The organism is Flavobacterium mesophilum, from assembly GCF_039581405.1.
Taxonomy (GTDB): domain Bacteria; phylum Bacteroidota; class Bacteroidia; order Flavobacteriales; family Flavobacteriaceae; genus Flavobacterium.
Map to the genome: position 1 here is coordinate 41,953 of NZ_JBCPXZ010000007.1, position 19,026 is coordinate 60,978.

The 19,026-nt window shown below is 33.4% G+C and carries 13 protein-coding genes; 1 reads left to right on the forward strand and 12 read right to left on the reverse strand.

Translation table 11 applies throughout. The features are described from left to right. Nucleotides 1-2 precede the first annotated feature (2 nt). The 12 genes from AAYQ19_RS19290 to AAYQ19_RS19345 form a co-directional block, all read right to left on the reverse strand. Nucleotides 3-1,739, reverse strand: a complete 1,737-nt coding sequence (locus AAYQ19_RS19290; protein WP_343538568.1) for a sodium:solute symporter family protein — start codon at nucleotides 1,737-1,739, stop codon at nucleotides 3-5. Nucleotides 1,740-1,862: 123 nt separating this feature from the next. Then, entirely contained in the window at nucleotides 1,863-4,394 is a 2,532-nt protein-coding gene (locus AAYQ19_RS19295; RefSeq protein ID WP_343538569.1) for a PIG-L family deacetylase, read from the reverse strand. 215 nt (nucleotides 4,395-4,609) lie between these two features. Further along, nucleotides 4,610-6,232, reverse strand: a complete 1,623-nt coding sequence (locus AAYQ19_RS19300; protein ID WP_343538571.1) for an LVIVD repeat-containing protein — start codon at nucleotides 6,230-6,232, stop codon at nucleotides 4,610-4,612. 204 nt (nucleotides 6,233-6,436) lie between these two features. Continuing rightward, on the reverse strand, nucleotides 6,437-6,943 hold the full coding sequence (locus AAYQ19_RS19305) for a hypothetical protein (protein ID WP_343538572.1): 507 nt from the start codon (nucleotides 6,941-6,943) through the stop codon (nucleotides 6,437-6,439). A 192-nt stretch (nucleotides 6,944-7,135) separates the two neighbouring features. Beyond that, the gene (locus tag AAYQ19_RS19310) at nucleotides 7,136-8,968 is read right to left on the reverse strand and encodes a hypothetical protein (protein ID WP_343538574.1); all 1,833 of its coding nucleotides are present in this window, start codon (nucleotides 8,966-8,968) and stop codon (nucleotides 7,136-7,138) included. Nucleotides 8,969-9,053: 85 nt separating this feature from the next. Further along, nucleotides 9,054-10,154, reverse strand: coding sequence for an AI-2E family transporter (locus AAYQ19_RS19315; RefSeq protein ID WP_343538577.1), 1,101 nt, complete (start codon nucleotides 10,152-10,154; stop codon nucleotides 9,054-9,056). A gap of 112 nt (nucleotides 10,155-10,266) precedes the next feature. Then, nucleotides 10,267-10,797: a mechanosensitive ion channel domain-containing protein gene (locus tag AAYQ19_RS19320; RefSeq protein WP_343538580.1), complete on the reverse strand. Its 531-nt coding sequence runs from the start codon at nucleotides 10,795-10,797 to the stop codon at nucleotides 10,267-10,269. A 10-nt stretch (nucleotides 10,798-10,807) separates the two neighbouring features. Then, the gene (locus tag AAYQ19_RS19325) at nucleotides 10,808-11,392 is read right to left on the reverse strand and encodes a Maf-like protein (RefSeq protein WP_343538581.1); all 585 of its coding nucleotides are present in this window, start codon (nucleotides 11,390-11,392) and stop codon (nucleotides 10,808-10,810) included. Continuing rightward, a complete protein-coding gene (locus AAYQ19_RS19330) occupies nucleotides 11,385-12,311 on the reverse strand; it encodes a geranylgeranylglycerol-phosphate geranylgeranyltransferase (protein ID WP_343538582.1) in 927 nt (308 codons plus the stop codon). The genes AAYQ19_RS19325 and AAYQ19_RS19330 overlap by 8 nt, the downstream gene beginning before the upstream one ends. A 75-nt stretch (nucleotides 12,312-12,386) precedes the next feature. Then, entirely contained in the window at nucleotides 12,387-12,914 is a 528-nt protein-coding gene (locus AAYQ19_RS19335) for a KdsC family phosphatase (protein WP_343538583.1), read from the reverse strand. Further along, nucleotides 12,898-13,659, reverse strand: coding sequence for a Rossmann-like and DUF2520 domain-containing protein (locus AAYQ19_RS19340; protein WP_343538584.1), 762 nt, complete (start codon nucleotides 13,657-13,659; stop codon nucleotides 12,898-12,900). Before AAYQ19_RS19340 ends, AAYQ19_RS19335 begins: the two co-directional genes overlap by 17 nt. A 120-nt stretch (nucleotides 13,660-13,779) precedes the next feature. Beyond that, nucleotides 13,780-15,465, reverse strand: coding sequence for a glycoside hydrolase family 28 protein (locus AAYQ19_RS19345; protein ID WP_343538586.1), 1,686 nt, complete (start codon nucleotides 15,463-15,465; stop codon nucleotides 13,780-13,782). A gap of 311 nt (nucleotides 15,466-15,776) precedes the next feature. On the opposite strand from AAYQ19_RS19345, the gene AAYQ19_RS19350 reads away from it, so the two are divergent. Continuing rightward, the gene (locus tag AAYQ19_RS19350) at nucleotides 15,777-18,995 is read left to right on the forward strand and encodes a cytochrome c biogenesis protein CcsA (RefSeq protein WP_343538587.1); all 3,219 of its coding nucleotides are present in this window, start codon (nucleotides 15,777-15,779) and stop codon (nucleotides 18,993-18,995) included. Nucleotides 18,996-19,026 lie beyond the last annotated feature (31 nt).

Consider the following 19,026-nt stretch of genomic DNA (forward strand, 5'->3'; position numbering starts at 1 on the left):
TTTTATTCCAAAATTACTTTCTCCGAATCTGGTTTGTCTCTGAAAAACAAAAACTGCAGTACTAATGACAATACAACGGTAAGATTTGCTCCAATGAAATTTAGCCATAAATAACCAAGTTTTTCTTGACCACTCGGATAAATGTAAATCATGAAATAATAAATCACAAAAATCGTCAGTTGACTAATGATTGCACTGATAAACATTGGCTTTGCCTGAACGCGTTTTAAATAGAACCCAACAAGGAATATCCCTAAAACTGTTCCGTAAAAAATTGAACCAATAATATTTACAAGCTGAATCAAATTCTCAAATAAAGTTCCCACGCAAGCAAAAAGAATTGCTACAATTCCCCAGAAAAGTGTGAAGAATTTAGTTGCCATCAAATAATGTTTCTCTGACTTTTCGGCCTTTACGTTTCTTTTGTAAATATCGATTGCTGTTGTCGATGCCAATGCATTTAACCCAGAAGCTGTTGATGACATTGCAGCAGAAATGATCACAGCAAGCAATAATCCGATCAATCCTTTTGGCAAATAATGCAGGATGAAGTGGAAAAAAACATAATCCTTATCGTTCGTTTCGCTAGTACTATCTGCTTTTGAAATGATTTCTTTGGCTTTGTCGCGTAAATCTTTTTCTTTATTAGATAAAGCCACCAATTCTTTTCTTAAGATCGGATTATCGTAATCCTGATTCAGCTGATCGATGTATAATAAATTGATTACTTTTTTATCTTCAGAAAGTTTGTCAAGCTTCTTTTCCAAAGCATGATATTCTTCTTTATATATCGATTTATCAATCACCGTTTTATTATTCGGATTAAAATTTAACGGCACTGGATTGAATTGGAAGAAAACAAAAACCATAACTCCAGTCAGCAGTATAAAAAACTGCATAGGAACTTTTAAAAGTCCGTTCATGATTAATCCCATTTGGCTTTCCTTTATCGATTTTCCTGATAAATAACGACCAACTTGCGATTGATCTGTTCCAAAGTAGGAGAGAGCCAAGAAAAATCCACCGGTAATACCACTCCAAAAAGTATATTTTTCTTCAGGATCAAAAGAAAAATCTACGATATTCATTTTGTCATTGGCACCTGCAATATGCATTGCGCTTGTAAATGTCATATCGTTAGGCAAGTAGTGCAAAATCAGGAAAAAGGTGATGAACATTCCCGAAATAATCACAAACATTTGCTGTTTCTGCGTTACGTTTACTGCTTTTGTTCCACCAGAAAATGTATATATAATTACTAAAACTCCAATTATAATATTCATTATAGTCAAATTCCATCCCAATAATGCCGATAGAATAATCGCAGGAGCATAAATGGTAAGTCCGGTTCCTAAACCTCTTTGAACCAAAAATAAGATAGCTGCAAGAGAACGAGTCTTTACGTCAAAGCGTTTTTCAAGAAATTCGTAAGCGGTATATACTCTGTTTCTATGGTATAGCGGAATAAAAGTGGCACAAATGACAATCATGGCAATTGGCAATCCAAAATAAAACTGCACAAAACCCATTCCGTCGTGATAAGCTTGTCCAGGAGTTGAAAGAAATGTAATCGCACTCGCTTGAGTTGCCATTACCGAAAGTCCTACAGTGTACCAAGGTGTTTCGTTGTTTCCTAAAATAAAATCTTCAACATTTTTACTCCCTTTGGTTTTCCAAGAACCATATCCAACAATGAATAAAAGTGTAACAATAAGTACGATCCAATCAAATAGTTGCATAGGTTATGAGTATAATTGCATGATTAAGAAGAAAATAAGAATATAAATAGCATTTGCCACCAAAACCAAGGTGTAGCTTTTTTTCCATTTTTTTGTTTTTTTAGCTTCCATTTTACAAATGTTTTATTGCTTAAATTCTTGTTTAGGAGCTTCTACAGGCTGTTTTAGCGAAATAATATTTGATAATAATCGATATGCGCCTGCAACACCTTCTGGTAATTCTCTAAAAAAGCTTAAACCAGTGTAAATATAATATCCTTTTCCGTACGGTGCTACTAGCAAAGCACCATCTTTTGGAGATTCGCCTTTATCGTGAGATGAAATAATAGGAGTAAAGGCCGAATCATATTGGTCTGGATAATATAAGCCTTGTTCTTGCGTCCAACCTTGAAAGTCCTTTTCGCTGATTTTATTTGGCGTATTCAAAACAGGGTGATTTGGCGCTAAAAATGTGATTTTGGCATTTTCTTCTGTCACGCGATCATTTGAAACTTTTAACGGATATGGCGCAATTTGATCCGTCACCATTTTGCCATACGTATTGTATTGTACAATCATATTTTTTCCGCTTTTTACAAAATCAAAAAGTATTTTTTGTTTATTGGCTAAAGCATTAACAGTATTGTAAGCACGAATTCCTGTCATAACAGTGGCAAAAGAATCCAAACGCTCTGGCGTAATTTCTTCAGGTTTTAAAATAGTGACTTTATATCCCATTTGAGTTAAACTTTCTGGAACTTCGTCACCAGCTCCCATAATGTAGGCAATGGCATCACCAGAAGTTTTCAAATCAATTCGTATACATTTTGATTCGGCTGGTTTTAAGACCATTTGTTTTGTAATATGGCTGTATTCAATGACAGTCTCATCTTTGTCAAATTTTTTGTTGTCCGTTATGGCAACAGCTTTGGCAACTGCTTCTTCGGGATTTACAGGAGGCGTAACTTCAAAATAGAAAGTTTGTTCATTTCCTTTTTTATCTAATGAAAACGGAATTTGTTTTGGAGAAACTACCCAGCTTTTCGGTAATTCTAATTGTAGATTTCCTTTTATTCCGTCTTTTCCAGCACGAACTTTTACCGGAATCATTTTCGTTTTGGTATCTTTAAAAATCAATACTCTTTGTGATATTGAAGTAGTTACTTCAGGAACAATGTCTAAGAAATTGTACATTTCGCCTTTCACGCCGTCGTTGTATTTGTAAACAACTGTACGTTCAAAAGGAATTTCAACACCATTTATTTTCACATTAAAAATGACTTTAACTTCTCTAATAATGTCTGGAATCCCAATGATTTCTTGATTCGAAACCGTGTACATTCCAACAGTTGCTTTTTCTTTTAACCAATATGGTTGTGTATATTCAATTGTTTCAGGAAGTTGCAATTGAAGACCGATTTTTTGATCATTATTATTACTTAAAATACGGTTTTGAGCAGTAGTTTTATTATCAGGTAACGTTGTTACGCTGGCCAATTCCATTTCAACAGCACATCTATTGATTGCTTCAAGATTAAGCTTGATTGTACTTCCAGGAGTTGCTTCTTGTTCGCTTGCAACTGCTTCAAGATATAAGCCTGAACATGAAGCAATAATATTTTTAATTGCATTTGCTTTTAAAGGTTTCCAATGATCATCGTCTAGCGCTTCTATCATTGTGTACGCTTTGATTAAATCTGGAATGCTTGCAGAAGGATTGCTGAAATCATATTTTGAAATAATTTTAGAAATCAATTCGCCAACAGGTTTTCCATTTTTAACGCGATTCCAAGAAGTATCAATTCCGTCAAATAAATTATCTCTTTCTTTTGGTGTTTCGCCATTAATTAATTCAAGATATTCTGTTTCTTCACCACGAACTCCAGTACTTCCAAAACCTTGTGATTGATGACGGCTTCGGCTTAAAGCGGCAATTTCTTGATTCGATTTTCCAATTCCGGTGTAATAAACTCCGGTTTCTAGTTTTGTAAATTTTGATTTATTAGCAGCATCAAATTTTTCTTGGCTTCCATAAAACCACCATGATGGATTGAAAAATTGGCGTTTTACTTGCCATGGTGCAACATATTTTAATTGTTCCGGATATATTTTTGGGTCATTAGTAAGTTTATAACTTTCAACGCTCAACATTGCTGAAGAGGTATGATGCCCGTGTGTAGTTCCTGGCGAACGATGATCAAATCGATTTATGATTACATCGGGTTGAAATTTTCTAATAGTCCAAACTACATCGGCAAGTACTTTATCTTTATCCCAAATTTCTAAAGTTTCAGTTGGATTTTTTGAAAAACCAAAATCATTTGCTCTTGAAAAAAATTGCTCGCCACCGTCGATTTTTCTTGCTTCAATTAATTCCTGCGTTCGTATAACACCTAATAACTCTCGTAATTGCGGACCAATTAAATTTTGTCCTCCGTCACCTCTTGTTAGTGATAAATATCCAGTACGTGCATTCATTTCGTTTGCCATATACGAAATCAAACGTGTGTTTTCATCATCAGGATGCGCTGCAACATACAATACAGAACCTAAAAAGTTCAATTTCTTGATTTGATTGTAAATTTCGACCGAACTTGGTTTTTGTGGCTGTTGCGCAAATGAATTTGAGATTCCTGTTAAAAACAATGAAAGAATTAGTAACTGAATTTTTCGCATAAATTGGTTTGATGTTTTTGAAAGTGCTTCAAAAATAGTAATTATATTTTTGAAGACTATTTAAATGAATTGTTAATGTTTGGTTATTGATTTCCTTTTTTAAGAAAAACAACCCCACAAAAAAAATGCCATCAGATTGTCTCCGATAGCATTTTTTTTAAAGAATTGATTTAAATGAATTAAATCAGGTGGTATTTCTTAGGATTACAGAAAAATTATTTCAATTTGTTCTCTGTGTCGTTGTACGTACCTGTGATGGTTACGCCAGTATTTTTAGTCACTTTACCGTAAATAGTAATTGACGAATTATTTCCAATAAAATTAATTTTTGCACCACTGTTTAATCTTAAGTCACCCCAGATTACTACAGAACCTTCAATTTGCAATACAGCATTGCTGTTGATGATAAGTTCCGTTGGGTTTGATTGTTGGTATTTACCTTGTGCTAAACTTCCAGTCATATTAAAAGTTCCGCCACTGTTTAAGATCAAATTGTTTTGAACAGAAATTGATCCACAGTGCGTTAAAATACCTCCAGAATTTACAATTATAGAGTTGATTGCAGTTGAACCATTATATGATTTTACTTCGTTTGAATTCAAAATCAAATCTTTTCCTTGGTTATAAACACCGTAAGAAGAACAATTTGCGAAAGTAGTATTAGGTTTTTCCATCTTGATGATTTTTAAACCGCCTTTTCCACTCGCAACATAAATATAGTTTCCGCTAGATTTTACATAGTTAGATGAACCTGTAATTCCAACAGTACCAACTAAGCTATAAGGAGTTCCAGATTTGTAAACATTTAATCCAGCTGCACCGTTTGCCACAAAAGCATATCCGTCGTTTACAGAAACAGCATTTGTCACATTATCGCCTCCAGCAGAAGCCAAACCAATTGCTTGCAATTTTGATCCGCTGTTGATGTCGTAAATTCCTAAACCATTATATCCTTCAGAAACTAATAATTTTGTTCCATCAAAATCAACTGTTCTTTTTGCTGCACTTACATCAGTACTTGTTGCAAAAGATTTTTGAAGTGCAAGAGTTGATTCATTATATATATTCACACCTTTTGTACCACTTAAAGTCACGATTTTATCGCCGCTAATTGCTACAGTACGTAAATCTTCGACAGCAACTTTTGCAGTTACTGCTTTTGTCGAATTATTAATTTTAAATAAGCTTCCAGTATCACCAGTTACAGCAAAATAAGACGATGAACTTGCTGCAACATCAGTCGTAGCATGGCTTTCTAGTTTCGTAACAGTATATTTATCTGTCAACATTCCAGAGCTTAGCTGCATATTGATTACAATCGCAGGATTTGTCAAAGTCGCATCTTTGTCAATATCTTTTGCTCCAGCAATAATTAAATTTCCGTTTGAATATGTTAAAGAAGTAATATCTGTATTTGCAATTAATGCAGAATTAAGCAATTTTGGCTTATAAGGATCTGTTACATCAATAACATCGATTGCTCCAGAATACGCTTCACCCATCATAGTATAAGCAACATAAGCATAGTTTCCGTTTACAGCAACATGATTTGCTTGTAAAGTTCTACCGTTACTATCTGTTGGAGGGTTTACTTCAGCAATTTGAACTAAAGGCAAATCTGTAGTAGCCTGTGTTGCTAATCCTTTTGCTGTTGAAGTGTTGGTAATCGAAATAACTCCAGAATCACTGTAGTCAAGCCTTTTGCTTAATGAAGTAGCATCATTATTAATTGTGATACCATTTTCTGTTGCTTGATTTCCTGAATTGTCATCATTGTTGTCACAAGAGATAAAAAGTGACGTTGTTAATAAGGCGAATAGATAGAATTTATTTTTCATAATCAACTGGGATTTAAAATATTGTGCAAATATAAGTCACATTTATAATAGAATAAGCCATTTATTATAAATATAATCGATTTTGACATCATTTTTAAATATTAAATAACAAATTAACATTTACTAAATATAATATGCATGCATAAAAAAAGAGTATCAATATTTTTGATACTCTTTTGTATTGAATGCTAGGTATTTAGCAAATTATCTTCTTCCATGACCGTGGTGATCATCATGATCGTGTCTATCATGTCTATCATGTTTGTCATAATGTTTATCGTAGTGTTTGTAATCTCTATGGTCGTGACGATCACTATAGCCATAAACCGGTCTTGGGCTGTATGGTCTTTGAGGTGCTCCGTGATACCCTTTATAATATTTCACTCTATGACGGTCAAAATATACATATGGAGTTCTTCCGTGGTAATCAGTTAAAACTACTTTGTAACCTCCGTATAAATCATAGTTTCTGTATTGTCTTGGCAAATAAGTTGTTCTAACCCATCTTCCTCCTCCGAAATAGATAAACTGTGAAGCTCTTACATCATAATAGGCTTCGATGTCTGGCAAATAATAATATTCCATTTCAGAATATCCTGCAGGTCCCCAAGCTGGTGGCGTACCTATGTTTACATTAATTGATACTTGGGCTTGCGTGGCATTTGCAACCAAAAGAAATAATCCGGCGATTGCTATTTTTAGTGTTTTCATTTTTTCTAAAGTTTTAATGTTACTCTTGTCTAGTAATATTCATATACTGTGCCAAAAATAAAAACCGGGTGTATTTCGTCGGATAAAATTAGCAGTTTAACGAGTGTTAAGGTGCTAAAATATTGGTAATGTGTTGATTTTTAATTTGTTTGGAAATAATTAAAAAATGCAAAAAAAAATAAAAAAATGCTTCTACTTGTAATCGACAATTCTTGGTTTTGACAGCTCAAAATTCATTAAACCAAAGTCTGTTGTTTCAAAGGTGTTGGTTTTGAAAACATTATCTCCTTCAAATGGAATAGAAGGATAGTATGACAGTGATAATTGAAAGGAACTGAATACCAAATAGTCATTGCTAACAATTACGCCAAGTGTAAATTTTGAATACGCTTTATTTTTTCCCATAGCATCGTTCGGACTTCCCAAAACGGCAACGGAATAATTAAAAAACGGATTTAGACGAAAACCTAAAACTGCATTTGGTGAGTAAGTCTGCGTTTGAAGCGATAAAACCATTTTATTAGTTCCGTAAATGGCACTGTTGAAACCTGCAAGTCCGTTTTGTTCGTTTATATTTAATTGATCGCCAATAATATTTTCTCGATTAACACCAATTACAACTTTCGGATTCACGAATTGTCTCAGTTTCCAAGTTCCAATGCTGTAAAGCTTCGTAAAATAATTAGTTTCTATAGAAAATGCTGTTTCATAAGTTTTGGAATCATGAAAAAAAGTTCCACCTTCAAAATTGGCACTTAAAAACCCAAGCCGGTAATAATTTCCGAATGAAAATTGACCACCTATATAAGGCCTCCACATTTGATTTTTGTATTGATAACCAAATGTAGCGCCATAGATTCGGCCAATAGGAACGTCTTCGGTCTGCCCATTCCTGAAGATGTAATTGTCTTTGATGAATTTACGCGTATTAATTCCAACACCAGATAAAATCAATTTTTGATCAGAGTAAAAATCGGTTGGATCATACAATTCTGTTGGACTTTCGCTGTAATTAACATTCAGGAATCGGCCAGAAACAATTAAATTGGTAATTCCTTTATCTTCATCTTCAAAAACTTTAAAGGCTTTTCCTGCCCAAAAATCTTGAAAATTGTATTTAAAAGGTTGATAAGCATAGCTCATATCTGGTGCTTGCAAAGTATCTTTTCTAAAATTTTGCCCAACATATACGCCACCTGCCCATTTGGTTAAAGGAGAATAAAACAAACGCTCGATATTTATGCTTTTGGTATAATTATTATCGAGATCCATTTTGTAATTCAACGTGGTTCCTATATAGGTGTTCTTAATATTTGGAATTGTATAAGTAACATCATTTCCGTTTGCACCGTCATGAAAACGATTGGTAAAACGATATTCCAATTGTTGTCCAGTTCCAAAGAAATCTTTTTCTTTAAAACCTACAGAAACTTGATTGCTTGAGATTGAAAATCGAGGAATAGTACTCCAGGAATCCAAAACTCTAATCGTAACATCAACAGAATCGGACGCGACGTCAGTCAATTTATGCGTAATTCGAACTCCCGTCACATATTTTTGTGAACGAATCAAACGCTCCGTTTCCTGCACTTTATAACTGTCGTAAACACTATTCTTTTTAAATAAAAGCAAGTTGTAAATGGCAATTTTTTTTGTTTTTAGATGAAGCCTATTCCCGGTTCGTTCACCCCAATTTTTGGGCATTTGCGTGGTATCTGTGAGCGAATGTCCAAATGGATCTAGCGTGACAATATTTATTTTTCGGATGATTTTCCCATCGTAATTTGAAGTATCGCTTGGAATTAAAAGTTCTTCTTTCTTTTTTGGTTTATTGGTTCTGAAAAAAAGCTTATGAAGCGTCTTTGTGAAATTATTCTTTTTAGAATAATTACGAATTCGATCATAAACTCCGGTAGTATCCTTTTTTACTGTCGGATTTTTTTTTATGCTATCTGATTGTCCATGAATGCTTTGTAAACAAAAGCACAACAAAAGGAAAACGATTATTTTTTTGTTTAGAAGCATTCAGATAGTATTTCACTTATTTTAATACGGTTTGCAATATGAATTTAGGTTAAAAATTGCTGTTATTTTTAAAATTAACTGGTTTTTAACTGACAACTTTAGGTTTTCGAACACGCCAAGTAAATTTTCTGGGCACATGATTGCCCATCAAATATCCCCAAGCTTCCATCGATTCAATTCGGTCAAAAATAATTTTTAATATTGCCAAAAGCGGAATAGCTAAAAACATTCCTGAAATTCCTGCACCAGCTCCACCAACAATAATTCCGATAATAGAAACAAACGCATTGATTTCGACTTTGGAATTGATAATCAGCGGCACCAACAAATTATTGTCGATTAGTTGTACGATGATATTTACAACCAAAATTCCTAAAATGATTGAAGTTTCTCCAGTTCCAGTCAAAGAAGCCAAAACGGTAATTATTCCCGCAATAAATATTCCGATGTACGGAATAAGATTTAAAATCCCCGTTATCAATCCCAATAAGATGAAATATTTCACGCCAATAATCCAAAGTCCTAAACTGGTTAAGACGGAGACGATAATCATTTCTAGAAGTAATCCAGCAATATAGTTATTAATGGAAACTCTTATTTGAGACAAAATATCTCTTAAAGCTAAATGATTGTCCTTGTTGATCAATTTGGCTAAAAAAAGAATAAAATGATCTTTATAAATTAAAAATAAGAAGGTATAAATTGGAATAATGGTGCAATCCAAAAGCAAATCAGTAATTGAAATGAGGGCCGAGCTTATTGTAGCATTTCCATTTTTTACGGAATCTTTGGTTACATTATCAATGTATTTCTTTTGCTCGCCAATACTCACATTGAAGGTCTCTTTAATAAATTTGTGAAGATCGGCAATAAACGCATTTGCATTCCTTTTGATGGTTTCAAAATCATTAGCCATGTCTCTGACTTCAAACGAAATAAAAACTAAAATCCCGACAATAAAAGCAGCAAAAGCTAAAACACAAATTATAGCAGCTAAATGTCTTGGAAACCTTAATCTTTTGTTTAAAAAGGTAAAGATGGGCAATAGCAAAACCGAGAATAAAAATGCCATGAGCACGGGAGTTATGACATCTTTAGCAATACAGAATATATAGGCAAACGAAATTAAACTTAATAGTATGCAAGCAAGCTTTGCATAAAAAGGCAATTTTATAGGCTGAGTCATTTTTTGTGAAATTTTGAATAAACGTAAATTGGCTTAAACAAATATTACACTTAAAATCAGGAATTCTGTTTTATGTTTTTTGTTTTGGATTATAAAATTTCCATTCAAAAAATTAGTCAAAAAACTCTTTGTCTTCGTAATGTGCAGGCATGATTGAAATTCCTTTTTGCAATAAAAGGTTATTTGGGAAAATAATTCGCTCGCCTTCCTTAGTTTTTAAATTGACGTGAAATGCACTGATGTCTTCAATTTCTGCTTCAATAGGAAAATCCTTGTCGTGGATCTTTATGGTATCTCCAATTCTGAACGGAAACGAAAAAAACAAGATTATTCCAGAAGTAATGTTGCTTAAAATTGACCATTGGGCAAACATAGCCACGCCAACTACAGTTGCAATTGAAGAAACGTAGAAAAAAATATCTTTAGTTTCAACTCCCCAAATCACAGTCAGGCAAATCGCTACCAATATATTCATCAAAATATGAACATATTTAATGACCAAGTTTGTTCTATGTTCTAACAATTGGCTACTGCTCGCATAACGCCTGATTAATTTAGCAACGATAATTCGTAAGGCTATTAAAACCAAAAGCAGTATGATAGTGGCGAGTATTTCCTGGCTATATTCTTTAAAAGAAAACATACAATGATTTTTATACTAAAGTACTCAAATATTCGTAAACTTTAGCTGTTGGAAGTCCCATAACATTGGTGTAAGAACCTTCGACTTTTGCTACGGCCATAAAACCAAACCATTCCTGAATACCATAAGCACCAGCTTTGTCATAAGGCTTGTAGTTTTCGATATAATATAAAATTGCTTCGTCTGATAATTCGTTGAAGGTTACTTTTGTAATATCATGCAATAGAGTAGAAGAAGTGCTGGTTTTAAAACAAACCGACGTAATTACATCATGCGTAGCATTTGACATTGATTTGATCATTTGAAAAGCTTCTTCGGCATTTTTTGGTTTTCCTAGAGCTTTATTTTGGTGCCAGACAATAGTATCGCTAGTTACTAGAATTTCATTTTCTTTTAATTCGCCTTCAAAAGCTTTTGCTTTCAATTCGGCCAAAAAATCTGTGATTTCAACTGCTTTTAATTCTGGAGGGTATATCTCTTCAACATCTTTTAAACGAATTTCGAAATCCAAATCCAAATCCTTGAAAAATTGCTGTCTTCTTGGAGATCCTGAAGCCAAAATCAAAGTATATTTTTTTAGTTTTTCTTTAAGCATTGTACTTAATGTTTAATGTTATTACAAGAATGGACAAAATTCCGAAAAACAAAATCAGTTTTAAAACAGTACTCAAATGATGAAATTCTTTTTGTGTTTTTGCGGTGAAGATCTTGACAATAAAATATAATAAAGGTGCAAGAACAAAAGCAAAACCATATAAAGTGGCAATGTAAAGCTTGTTTTGCATGAAGTATTCGTTAATATAAAGCAACGATAAAATAAATGGAATTACAGCAAATCCTAAAGCAATTTTTGCGGCTCTATTGTTTCCAATTGCGATTGGTAAAGTGTTCATTCCTTGGTTATAATCGCCATTTACATCTTCAATATCCTTAACTATTTCTCTAATAAAGTTGATCATAAAAGCAAAAAGCGCATAATCTATCAAAATAGAAAACAAACTCGCCATTTGGGCTTGATTTTCAGCATTTGTAGCCGGAAACAAATCAAAAATACCAATGATAATAACGCTTAAGGCTAAAAGCAATGCTACGATAAAATTACCCACAATCATGATTTGCTTTAAACTAGTCGAATAAAAATAAAGCAGAGAAGCAATTAAAATAAAAAGCGTCGCAAAACTCGGCCTCAAAATCACATTAGACAAATAAAACCCGATAGCAACTCCAGTAATATTCAATCCGATATAGATATTGTAAGCTCTGGTTTCAGAAATTTCTTTACCAATAATTACTTTATTTGGCTTATTGATCGAATCTGTTGCTACATCAAAAATATCATTGACAACATAACCAGCTGCTGCCAATAAAACAGTGCTTAAAACCAATAACCCATATTGCCAGTCTGCTAAAGCAAGCGGAATATTTTGCTGTTTTAAAAAGGCATAACGGAACAACACCTGCATAAAAGCAAGCATCAGTAAGTTTTGATATCTAACGAGTTTTAAGTATTTCATTTTTTGAGGTTCTAAGGGGCTAAGTTGCTAAGGTTCTAAGTTTTTTTAATTCACAATTAATAATTAACAATTAAACTAGTCGTGTTTTCCATTAAAATATTCCATCCATTTTCCTTGTACTTTCATTACTTGTTCGATTACATCACGAGCAGCGCCACGACCGCCTTTTACATGCGAAATGTAACGGCAAATATGTTTGATTTCTGGACTTGCGTCTTGTGGGCAAGTTGGCAACCCAACCAGTTTCATAACATGAAAATCAGGAATATCATCACCCATGTACAATACTTGTTCTGGTTTTATATTATTGGCATTGATATAATCTTTAAACGTCTGAACCTTGTCAGGAGTTCCTAAATGAACAGCTGTAACTCCTAAATTATTTAAACGAATACGAACGCCTTCATTGCTTCCGCCAGAAATAATGCATACATGATAACCACTTTCAATTGCCGCTTTCATTGCATAACCATCACGAATATTCATCGTACGAAGCATTTCGCCTTCATTGGTTACAAATACTGAACTGTCTGTAAGTACGCCATCGACATCAAAAACAAATGTTGTGATATCATTCATTATTTCTTTATAACTTTTTGCCATTATTTTGTATAGATTGTGTGAGTATATTATAGATTTTCTTTTGATTTTCGTTGGTTAAAAACGCCAAATGCGCTTCTATAGTATTAGAATCATTACGTTTTGCTGGTCCAGTTTGAGCATCAAATGGATCTAACGTATTAATTTTTTCTGCAGTTTCCTGAATCAAGGGTTTCAAAACTTCAAATGGAACTTGATGTTCATCGCAAATTTCTTGTCCTAGTTGGTATAAGTGATTAGTGAAATTATTGACAAAAACGGCGGCAACATGCAAAGCTTTCCTTTGTTCCGAATCCACTGCAAAAACTGAATTTGAAATAGTTTTCGCAGTTATTTCCAAAAGATCAAAATCTATAGCATTTTCAGCTTCCAAACACATCGGAATAACTGAAAAATCTAAAGTTTTGTTTTTGGAAAAACTTTGAAGCGGATAAAAAACACCACGTCTGTTTTTTGAATCTAAGACATTTAAAGGCGCCGCACCAGAAGTATGAACTACAAGCTGATTTTGAAAAGGCAATTGCTGTGAAACTTCTGAAATTGCGTTGTCAGAAACAGCAATTATATATAAGTCAGCTGATTCTAATAGAGCTAAATCAGTTGTGATTTTATCTTCATTAATAAGAGAAAGCAAAGCATCCTTTTTTCTAGAAAATACCTGCACAATTTCAACAACTTCACTTTTTGTGAATGCTTTAATTAAATGCTGTGCCACATTTCCAGAACCAATTATCGAGAGTCGAATCATAGCACAAAATTAACATTTATTTTTTTAAATGTGGTTGGGTTTGTTTTTGTTTCAGTAAAATATAAAATCCGCTTTCTAAATATTTAAAAAGCGGATTTAGTTTGTTGATCTAAAGCAATTTTAAAATTTCACAGCTCCTTTAGGAACAGATTCGCCGATCGTAATATTTTTAGATAAATCAGAATTCGCATTTTTTGCAAACTCGATATTCTGGCTTACTTCACCATTAATTGAAATCGCTTTTTCAGATTTTGAATTGAATTCAATGTTTTTAAACATCATATTTTTTCCATTGTAAATTTCAAAAATAGTAGGTTTTGCAATATCTAATTTCGCATTGCTGATTTTGATTCCATTCGCATCAATTATTGAAAAACCATTTTCTGCTTTTGCCGTCAAGTTTGAAATTTCAATATTTTGCAGATTCATTTCAGGAAGTCCCTGCAAAAATACGGCTTGATATGCTCCCGCGATGGTAACATTTTTAATCGAAATATTTTTGAATTGAGGCGTTTCCTCATTCACAGGCATTATTTTGTTTTTGACTTGAGTGCCACCTTCGGCCAATGTTTCAGCGATTGATTTTCCTCCATAATATAAATCAAAAGAAATAGCTTGAGAAGGAATATCAGTCATATAAATATCTGAAATAAAGATATTTTCAACAATTCCGCCACGTCCTCGTGTACTTTTGAAGCGTAGGCCAACATCAGTTCCCATAAAAGTACAATTGGAAACATGCAGGTTTTTAACGCCACCAGACATTTCACTTCCTACAGTTACGCCTCCATGACCGTGATAAACGATATTATTTTTCACAATGATATTTTCGCATGGAACGCCACGATCGCGACCATCTTTATCTTTTCCAGATTTGATACAAATAGCGTCGTCACCCACATCAAAACTTGAGTTTTCTACCAAAACATTTTTGCAAGATTCAACGTCAAGACCGTCGCCGTTTTGAGAATACCAAGGATTTCTAACCGTAACATTTCTGATAATCAAATCTTCAATCATCAAAGGGTGAATGTTCCAAGCTGGAGAATTTTGAAAAACCGGACCGTCAAATAAAACTCTTTTACTGTTTTGGATACTGACCATCACAGGACGAAGAAAATCATGAATTTCTTCAAATTGCTCTTTCGTTTTTAGGTCAGAACGCACATTTTGATCTGCATTTTGATTTCCTTTTACATATTGTTCAGATGGATACCAACTCGTTTTCGATTCGTTTAAAACACCGCCTGAAGCAATAACTTGTTTCCATTGGCTTTCGGTTACTTTTCCTTTTTTCAGCATGCGCCAAACTTCGCCAGAACCATCCCATACGCCATTTCCTGTAAAAGCAACATTCTCCAAATTTTTTCCATAAATAGGAGAGATGCAACGCCACGTATTCAAACCTTCAAAGCTGGTTTCAATAATTGGATAAAGTTTCTTATCAGTAGAAAATTTGATCAACGCGCCAGTTTCAGCATGTAATTCAATATTGCTTTTTAAAATAATCGGGCCCGTAAGCCAAATTCCAGGAGGGATAATCAATTTTCCGCCACCTTTTTTTGAAAGTGCGTCAATTGCATCGGCGAAAGCCTTTGTATTTAAAACATAACCACCACTTGTGGCACCAAAATCTTTCAGGTTTACTGTATTTTTTGGAATTATAGGTTCTTGAACTTTAGCCATTTTAAATTCAATATCCTTATAAAAAGATGCAGACTTTGAATTTTGAGCAACAGATGTTTGTGTAACAGCGAACGCAAAAAGCGAAAGTGATAGCACAAGGTTAATGGTTGTGGTTTTCATTTTAATAATTTTAAAAAGAGATAGTTAATAAACGAATTTATATTTGAAGCTTTCTTTTTTGAGAAAAATAAAAATTTCCTGCTTTGAAAAGAATAAATCCAAAATGTAATCGATTACACAAATCTATGAAAAAATATCAATAATCAAAGAAATTCTTGGATAGTTTGATTTTGTAGTACTTAACTTATTTTAAAACTTATTTTCAGCAAAAAAGGATGTTACTTTTAGTTTTTATTAACAAATCTCAAATATTGGAACTCAACATTTTTAAGTACTTTTGTGCCACTTTTATACAATGTAATTCCTCAAAAATGGATAAAAAAATATTCTCTTTTTTGTTTTCTACACGCTTAATGGCCGTTCTTTTTTTAACATTTGCAATTGCAATGGGTGTTGGAACTTTTATCGAAAGTAAATACAACACGGATACGGCTAGAATCTTAATTTACAATACTTGGTGGTTTGAAGCTATAATGGCTGTTTTCATGCTAAATTTCCTTGGAAACATCAAACGTTATCAATTGCTTAAAAAAGAAAAATGGGCGACTTTGTTACTTCATATTGCTTTCGTTTTTATCCTTTTAGGAGCTTTTATAACTCGTTATATCAGTTATGAAGGAATGATGCCAATTCGTGAAGGCGCTGCAGAAAACCAAATTTATTCAGACAAAACATTTATTACCGTTTTTGCTGACGGGGATTATAAAGGAGAGCCAAGAAGAAGAGTTTTTGATAAAAGTCTTTTATTGTCGCCAGTAACTAACAATGATTTTAAGCTTTCAGGTCAGTTTGACGAAACGCCATTTGAAGTTTCTTATGTCAACTATATCATGGGCGCAAAAGAAACCATAAAACCAGATCCGAAAGGAACTCTTTACCTAAAATTAGTGGAAGCTGGAGCAGGTGGACGTGAAGAGCATTTCTTGAAAGAAGGTGAAGTTCAAAATATTCACAATGTGTTGTTTGCATTGAACAAACAAACTGATGGCGCAATCAACATCAACACAAAAGGAGATAAATATACCATTCAAACTCCATTTGAAGGAGAATTTATGCGAATGGCTGATAAATTAAAAGGAACTGTTACTAAAGATAATGTACAGCCTTTAATGATGCGTTCCCTTTACAGCATTGGTGATATCCGAATTGTTTTTCCAGATCCAGCAATCAAAGGAGTTGTAGATTATGAGTCAAGCAATGATTTTAAAGCAAAATCACATACGGATGCTTTATTTGTAAAAATAAAAGCTGACGGGCAAGAGAAGCAAATACGTCTTTTAGGTTCTAAAGGAAGTGTTGGAGAACCTCAAACTGTGAAAATTGGCAAAATTGAATATAGTTTATTCTTTGGAAGCAAAGCTTACGTTTTGCCATTCAAAGTTAGATTGAACGACTTTATAGCGACAAAATATCCTGGAACAGAGAAAAGTTATTCTGCTTTTGAAAGCAAAGTTACTGTTTTAGATTCGTCAGAAACTTTTGATGCAGATATTTATATGAATCACGTTTTAGATCATAAAGGGTATCGTTTTTTCCAATCTTCATTTGATCCAGATGAAAAAGGAACTGTGTTATCTGTAAACCACGATTTCTGGGGAACTAACATTACTTATTTAGGTTATTTTATGCTTTTCTTTGGCTTAATGGCGATTATGTTTACTAAACATTCACGTTTTGCAGATTTGAAACGTAAACTTGATGTGGTTAAAAAGAAAAAAGAAAAACTAATTACGATTTTAGTTTTAATGATTGGTTTAAGCGGTTTTGCACAACAAAATCCTCATGTACATTCACATGAACACGATCATAATCATACTGCAGATCCAAATGATCATGCGAATCACGTTGTGGCGCCGCCAAGTCAAAAGCAATTAGATTCGTTATTGACTATCTACAAAGCTCCAGAAGCTCACGCTGCTAAATTTGGACGTTTGATTATTCAGGATGCAGGAGGAAGAATGAAGCCTATCAATACGTTTTCATCTGAATTGCTGCGAAAAGTAAGTCAGAAGGATACTTATAACGGAATGAATTCTGACCAAGTATTTTTGTCTATGACACAATACGCTCAGGTTTGGATTCAGATTCCGCTTATTTACATGAAATCAGGAAACGATAGCATTCGTAAAATTATCGGGGTAGATAAAGACGCAAAATATGCACCATTTGTGAAGTTTTTTGATGAAAATGGTAATTATAAATTATCGCCATATTTAGATGATGCTTACAAAGCAGGAAATCCGAATCAATTTGAGAAAGATTTCATTGAAACAGACAAAAAAGTAAACTTAATGGAATCTGCTTTAAGCGGTAGTATTTTGAAAATTTTCCCTGTTCCAAATGATCCAAACAACAAATGGGTTTCGTTTTTAGAACGTGAAAACAGCGGATTTAAAGGAATGGATTCTACTTATGTGAAACAAATCCTTCCGTTATACTTCAGTGCTTTAAATAATGCTTCAATTTCTAAAAATTGGGATACAGCTGATCAATTGGTAGAAAGCATTAATGGTTTCCAAAAGAAATTTGGAGCAAAAGTACGCCCAAGTGAGCAAAAAATTGATGCCGAAATTGCATACAATAAATATGATGTTTTTAAAGTATTGCCATATTGGTACATAACCGTTTCAATCTTGATGTTGCTTTTTACAATTCTAAACATCTTTTTTGAAAAAAAATGGATTCGTATTACGGTAAATGGTTTCCACATTATTGTTGGATTATTATTTGCACTTCATACTTTAGGATTAGTAGCACGCTGGTATATTTCCGGTCATGCACCTTGGAGTAATGCATACGAATCTATAGTTTACGTGGCTTGGTCGACAATGTTTTTTGGATTAGCTTTTGATAGAAAATCAAAATTAACAGTCGCTTCATCTGCCTTTGTTACAGCAATGATTTTAATGGCAGCTTACATGAACTGGATTGATCCAGAAATTGCAAATTTACAACCGGTTCTTAATTCGTATTGGTTGATGATTCACGTTGCAGTAATTGTAGCAAGTTACGGTCCAACGGCTTTAGGAATGATTTTAGGTTTTGTGTCTTTATTATTGATTTTCTTTACTACTGAAAAAAATAAAGCCAAAATGGAATTGAATATCAAAGAGATTACATACATCAATGAAATGGCATTGACAATTGGTTTGATTATGCTTACAATAGGTAACTTCCTTGGAGGACAATGGGCAAACGAAAGCTGGGGACGCTATTGGGGTTGGGATCCGAAAGAAACTTGGGCTTTAATTTCGATTATGATTTACGCATTTGTAATTCACGCTCGTTTTGTACCTGCTTTACGTGGAAAATGGTTCTTTAACTTAATGAGTATGTATGCTTTTATTTCGATTTTGTTTACATATTACGGAGTAAACTTCCATTTAGTTGGTTTGCATTCTTACGCAAGCGGAGAGGCACATTCTTTAAATTGGATTTATTATTGTTTTGCAACAATTTCTGTAATTGGAGCGATCACATATCCAAAATACCGTAAATATTACAAAAGCAAAAAAGTGAAAAAGAAATAATATTTTTGAAGAAATTATTAATTCATAAAAA

Coding starts and splice junctions, on each gene's coding strand:
- AAYQ19_RS19290 (WP_343538568.1), bottom strand. CDS start 1,739: ATGCAACTATTTGATTGGATCGTACTTATTGTTACACTTTTATTCATT.
- AAYQ19_RS19295 (WP_343538569.1), bottom strand. CDS start 4,394: ATGCGAAAAATTCAGTTACTAATTCTTTCATTGTTTTTAACAGGAATC.
- AAYQ19_RS19300 (WP_343538571.1), bottom strand. CDS start 6,232: ATGAAAAATAAATTCTATCTATTCGCCTTATTAACAACGTCACTTTTT.
- AAYQ19_RS19305 (WP_343538572.1), bottom strand. CDS start 6,943: ATGAAAACACTAAAAATAGCAATCGCCGGATTATTTCTTTTGGTTGCA.
- AAYQ19_RS19310 (WP_343538574.1), bottom strand. CDS start 8,968: ATGCTTCTAAACAAAAAAATAATCGTTTTCCTTTTGTTGTGCTTTTGT.
- AAYQ19_RS19315 (WP_343538577.1), bottom strand. CDS start 10,154: ATGACTCAGCCTATAAAATTGCCTTTTTATGCAAAGCTTGCTTGCATA.
- AAYQ19_RS19320 (WP_343538580.1), bottom strand. CDS start 10,797: ATGTTTTCTTTTAAAGAATATAGCCAGGAAATACTCGCCACTATCATA.
- AAYQ19_RS19325 (WP_343538581.1), bottom strand. CDS start 11,392: ATGCTTAAAGAAAAACTAAAAAAATATACTTTGATTTTGGCTTCAGGA.
- AAYQ19_RS19330 (WP_343538582.1), bottom strand. CDS start 12,311: ATGAAATACTTAAAACTCGTTAGATATCAAAACTTACTGATGCTTGCT.
- AAYQ19_RS19335 (WP_343538583.1), bottom strand. CDS start 12,914: ATGGCAAAAAGTTATAAAGAAATAATGAATGATATCACAACATTTGTT.
- AAYQ19_RS19340 (WP_343538584.1), bottom strand. CDS start 13,659: ATGATTCGACTCTCGATAATTGGTTCTGGAAATGTGGCACAGCATTTA.
- AAYQ19_RS19345 (WP_343538586.1), bottom strand. CDS start 15,465: ATGAAAACCACAACCATTAACCTTGTGCTATCACTTTCGCTTTTTGCG.
- AAYQ19_RS19350 (WP_343538587.1), top strand. CDS start 15,777: ATGGATAAAAAAATATTCTCTTTTTTGTTTTCTACACGCTTAATGGCC.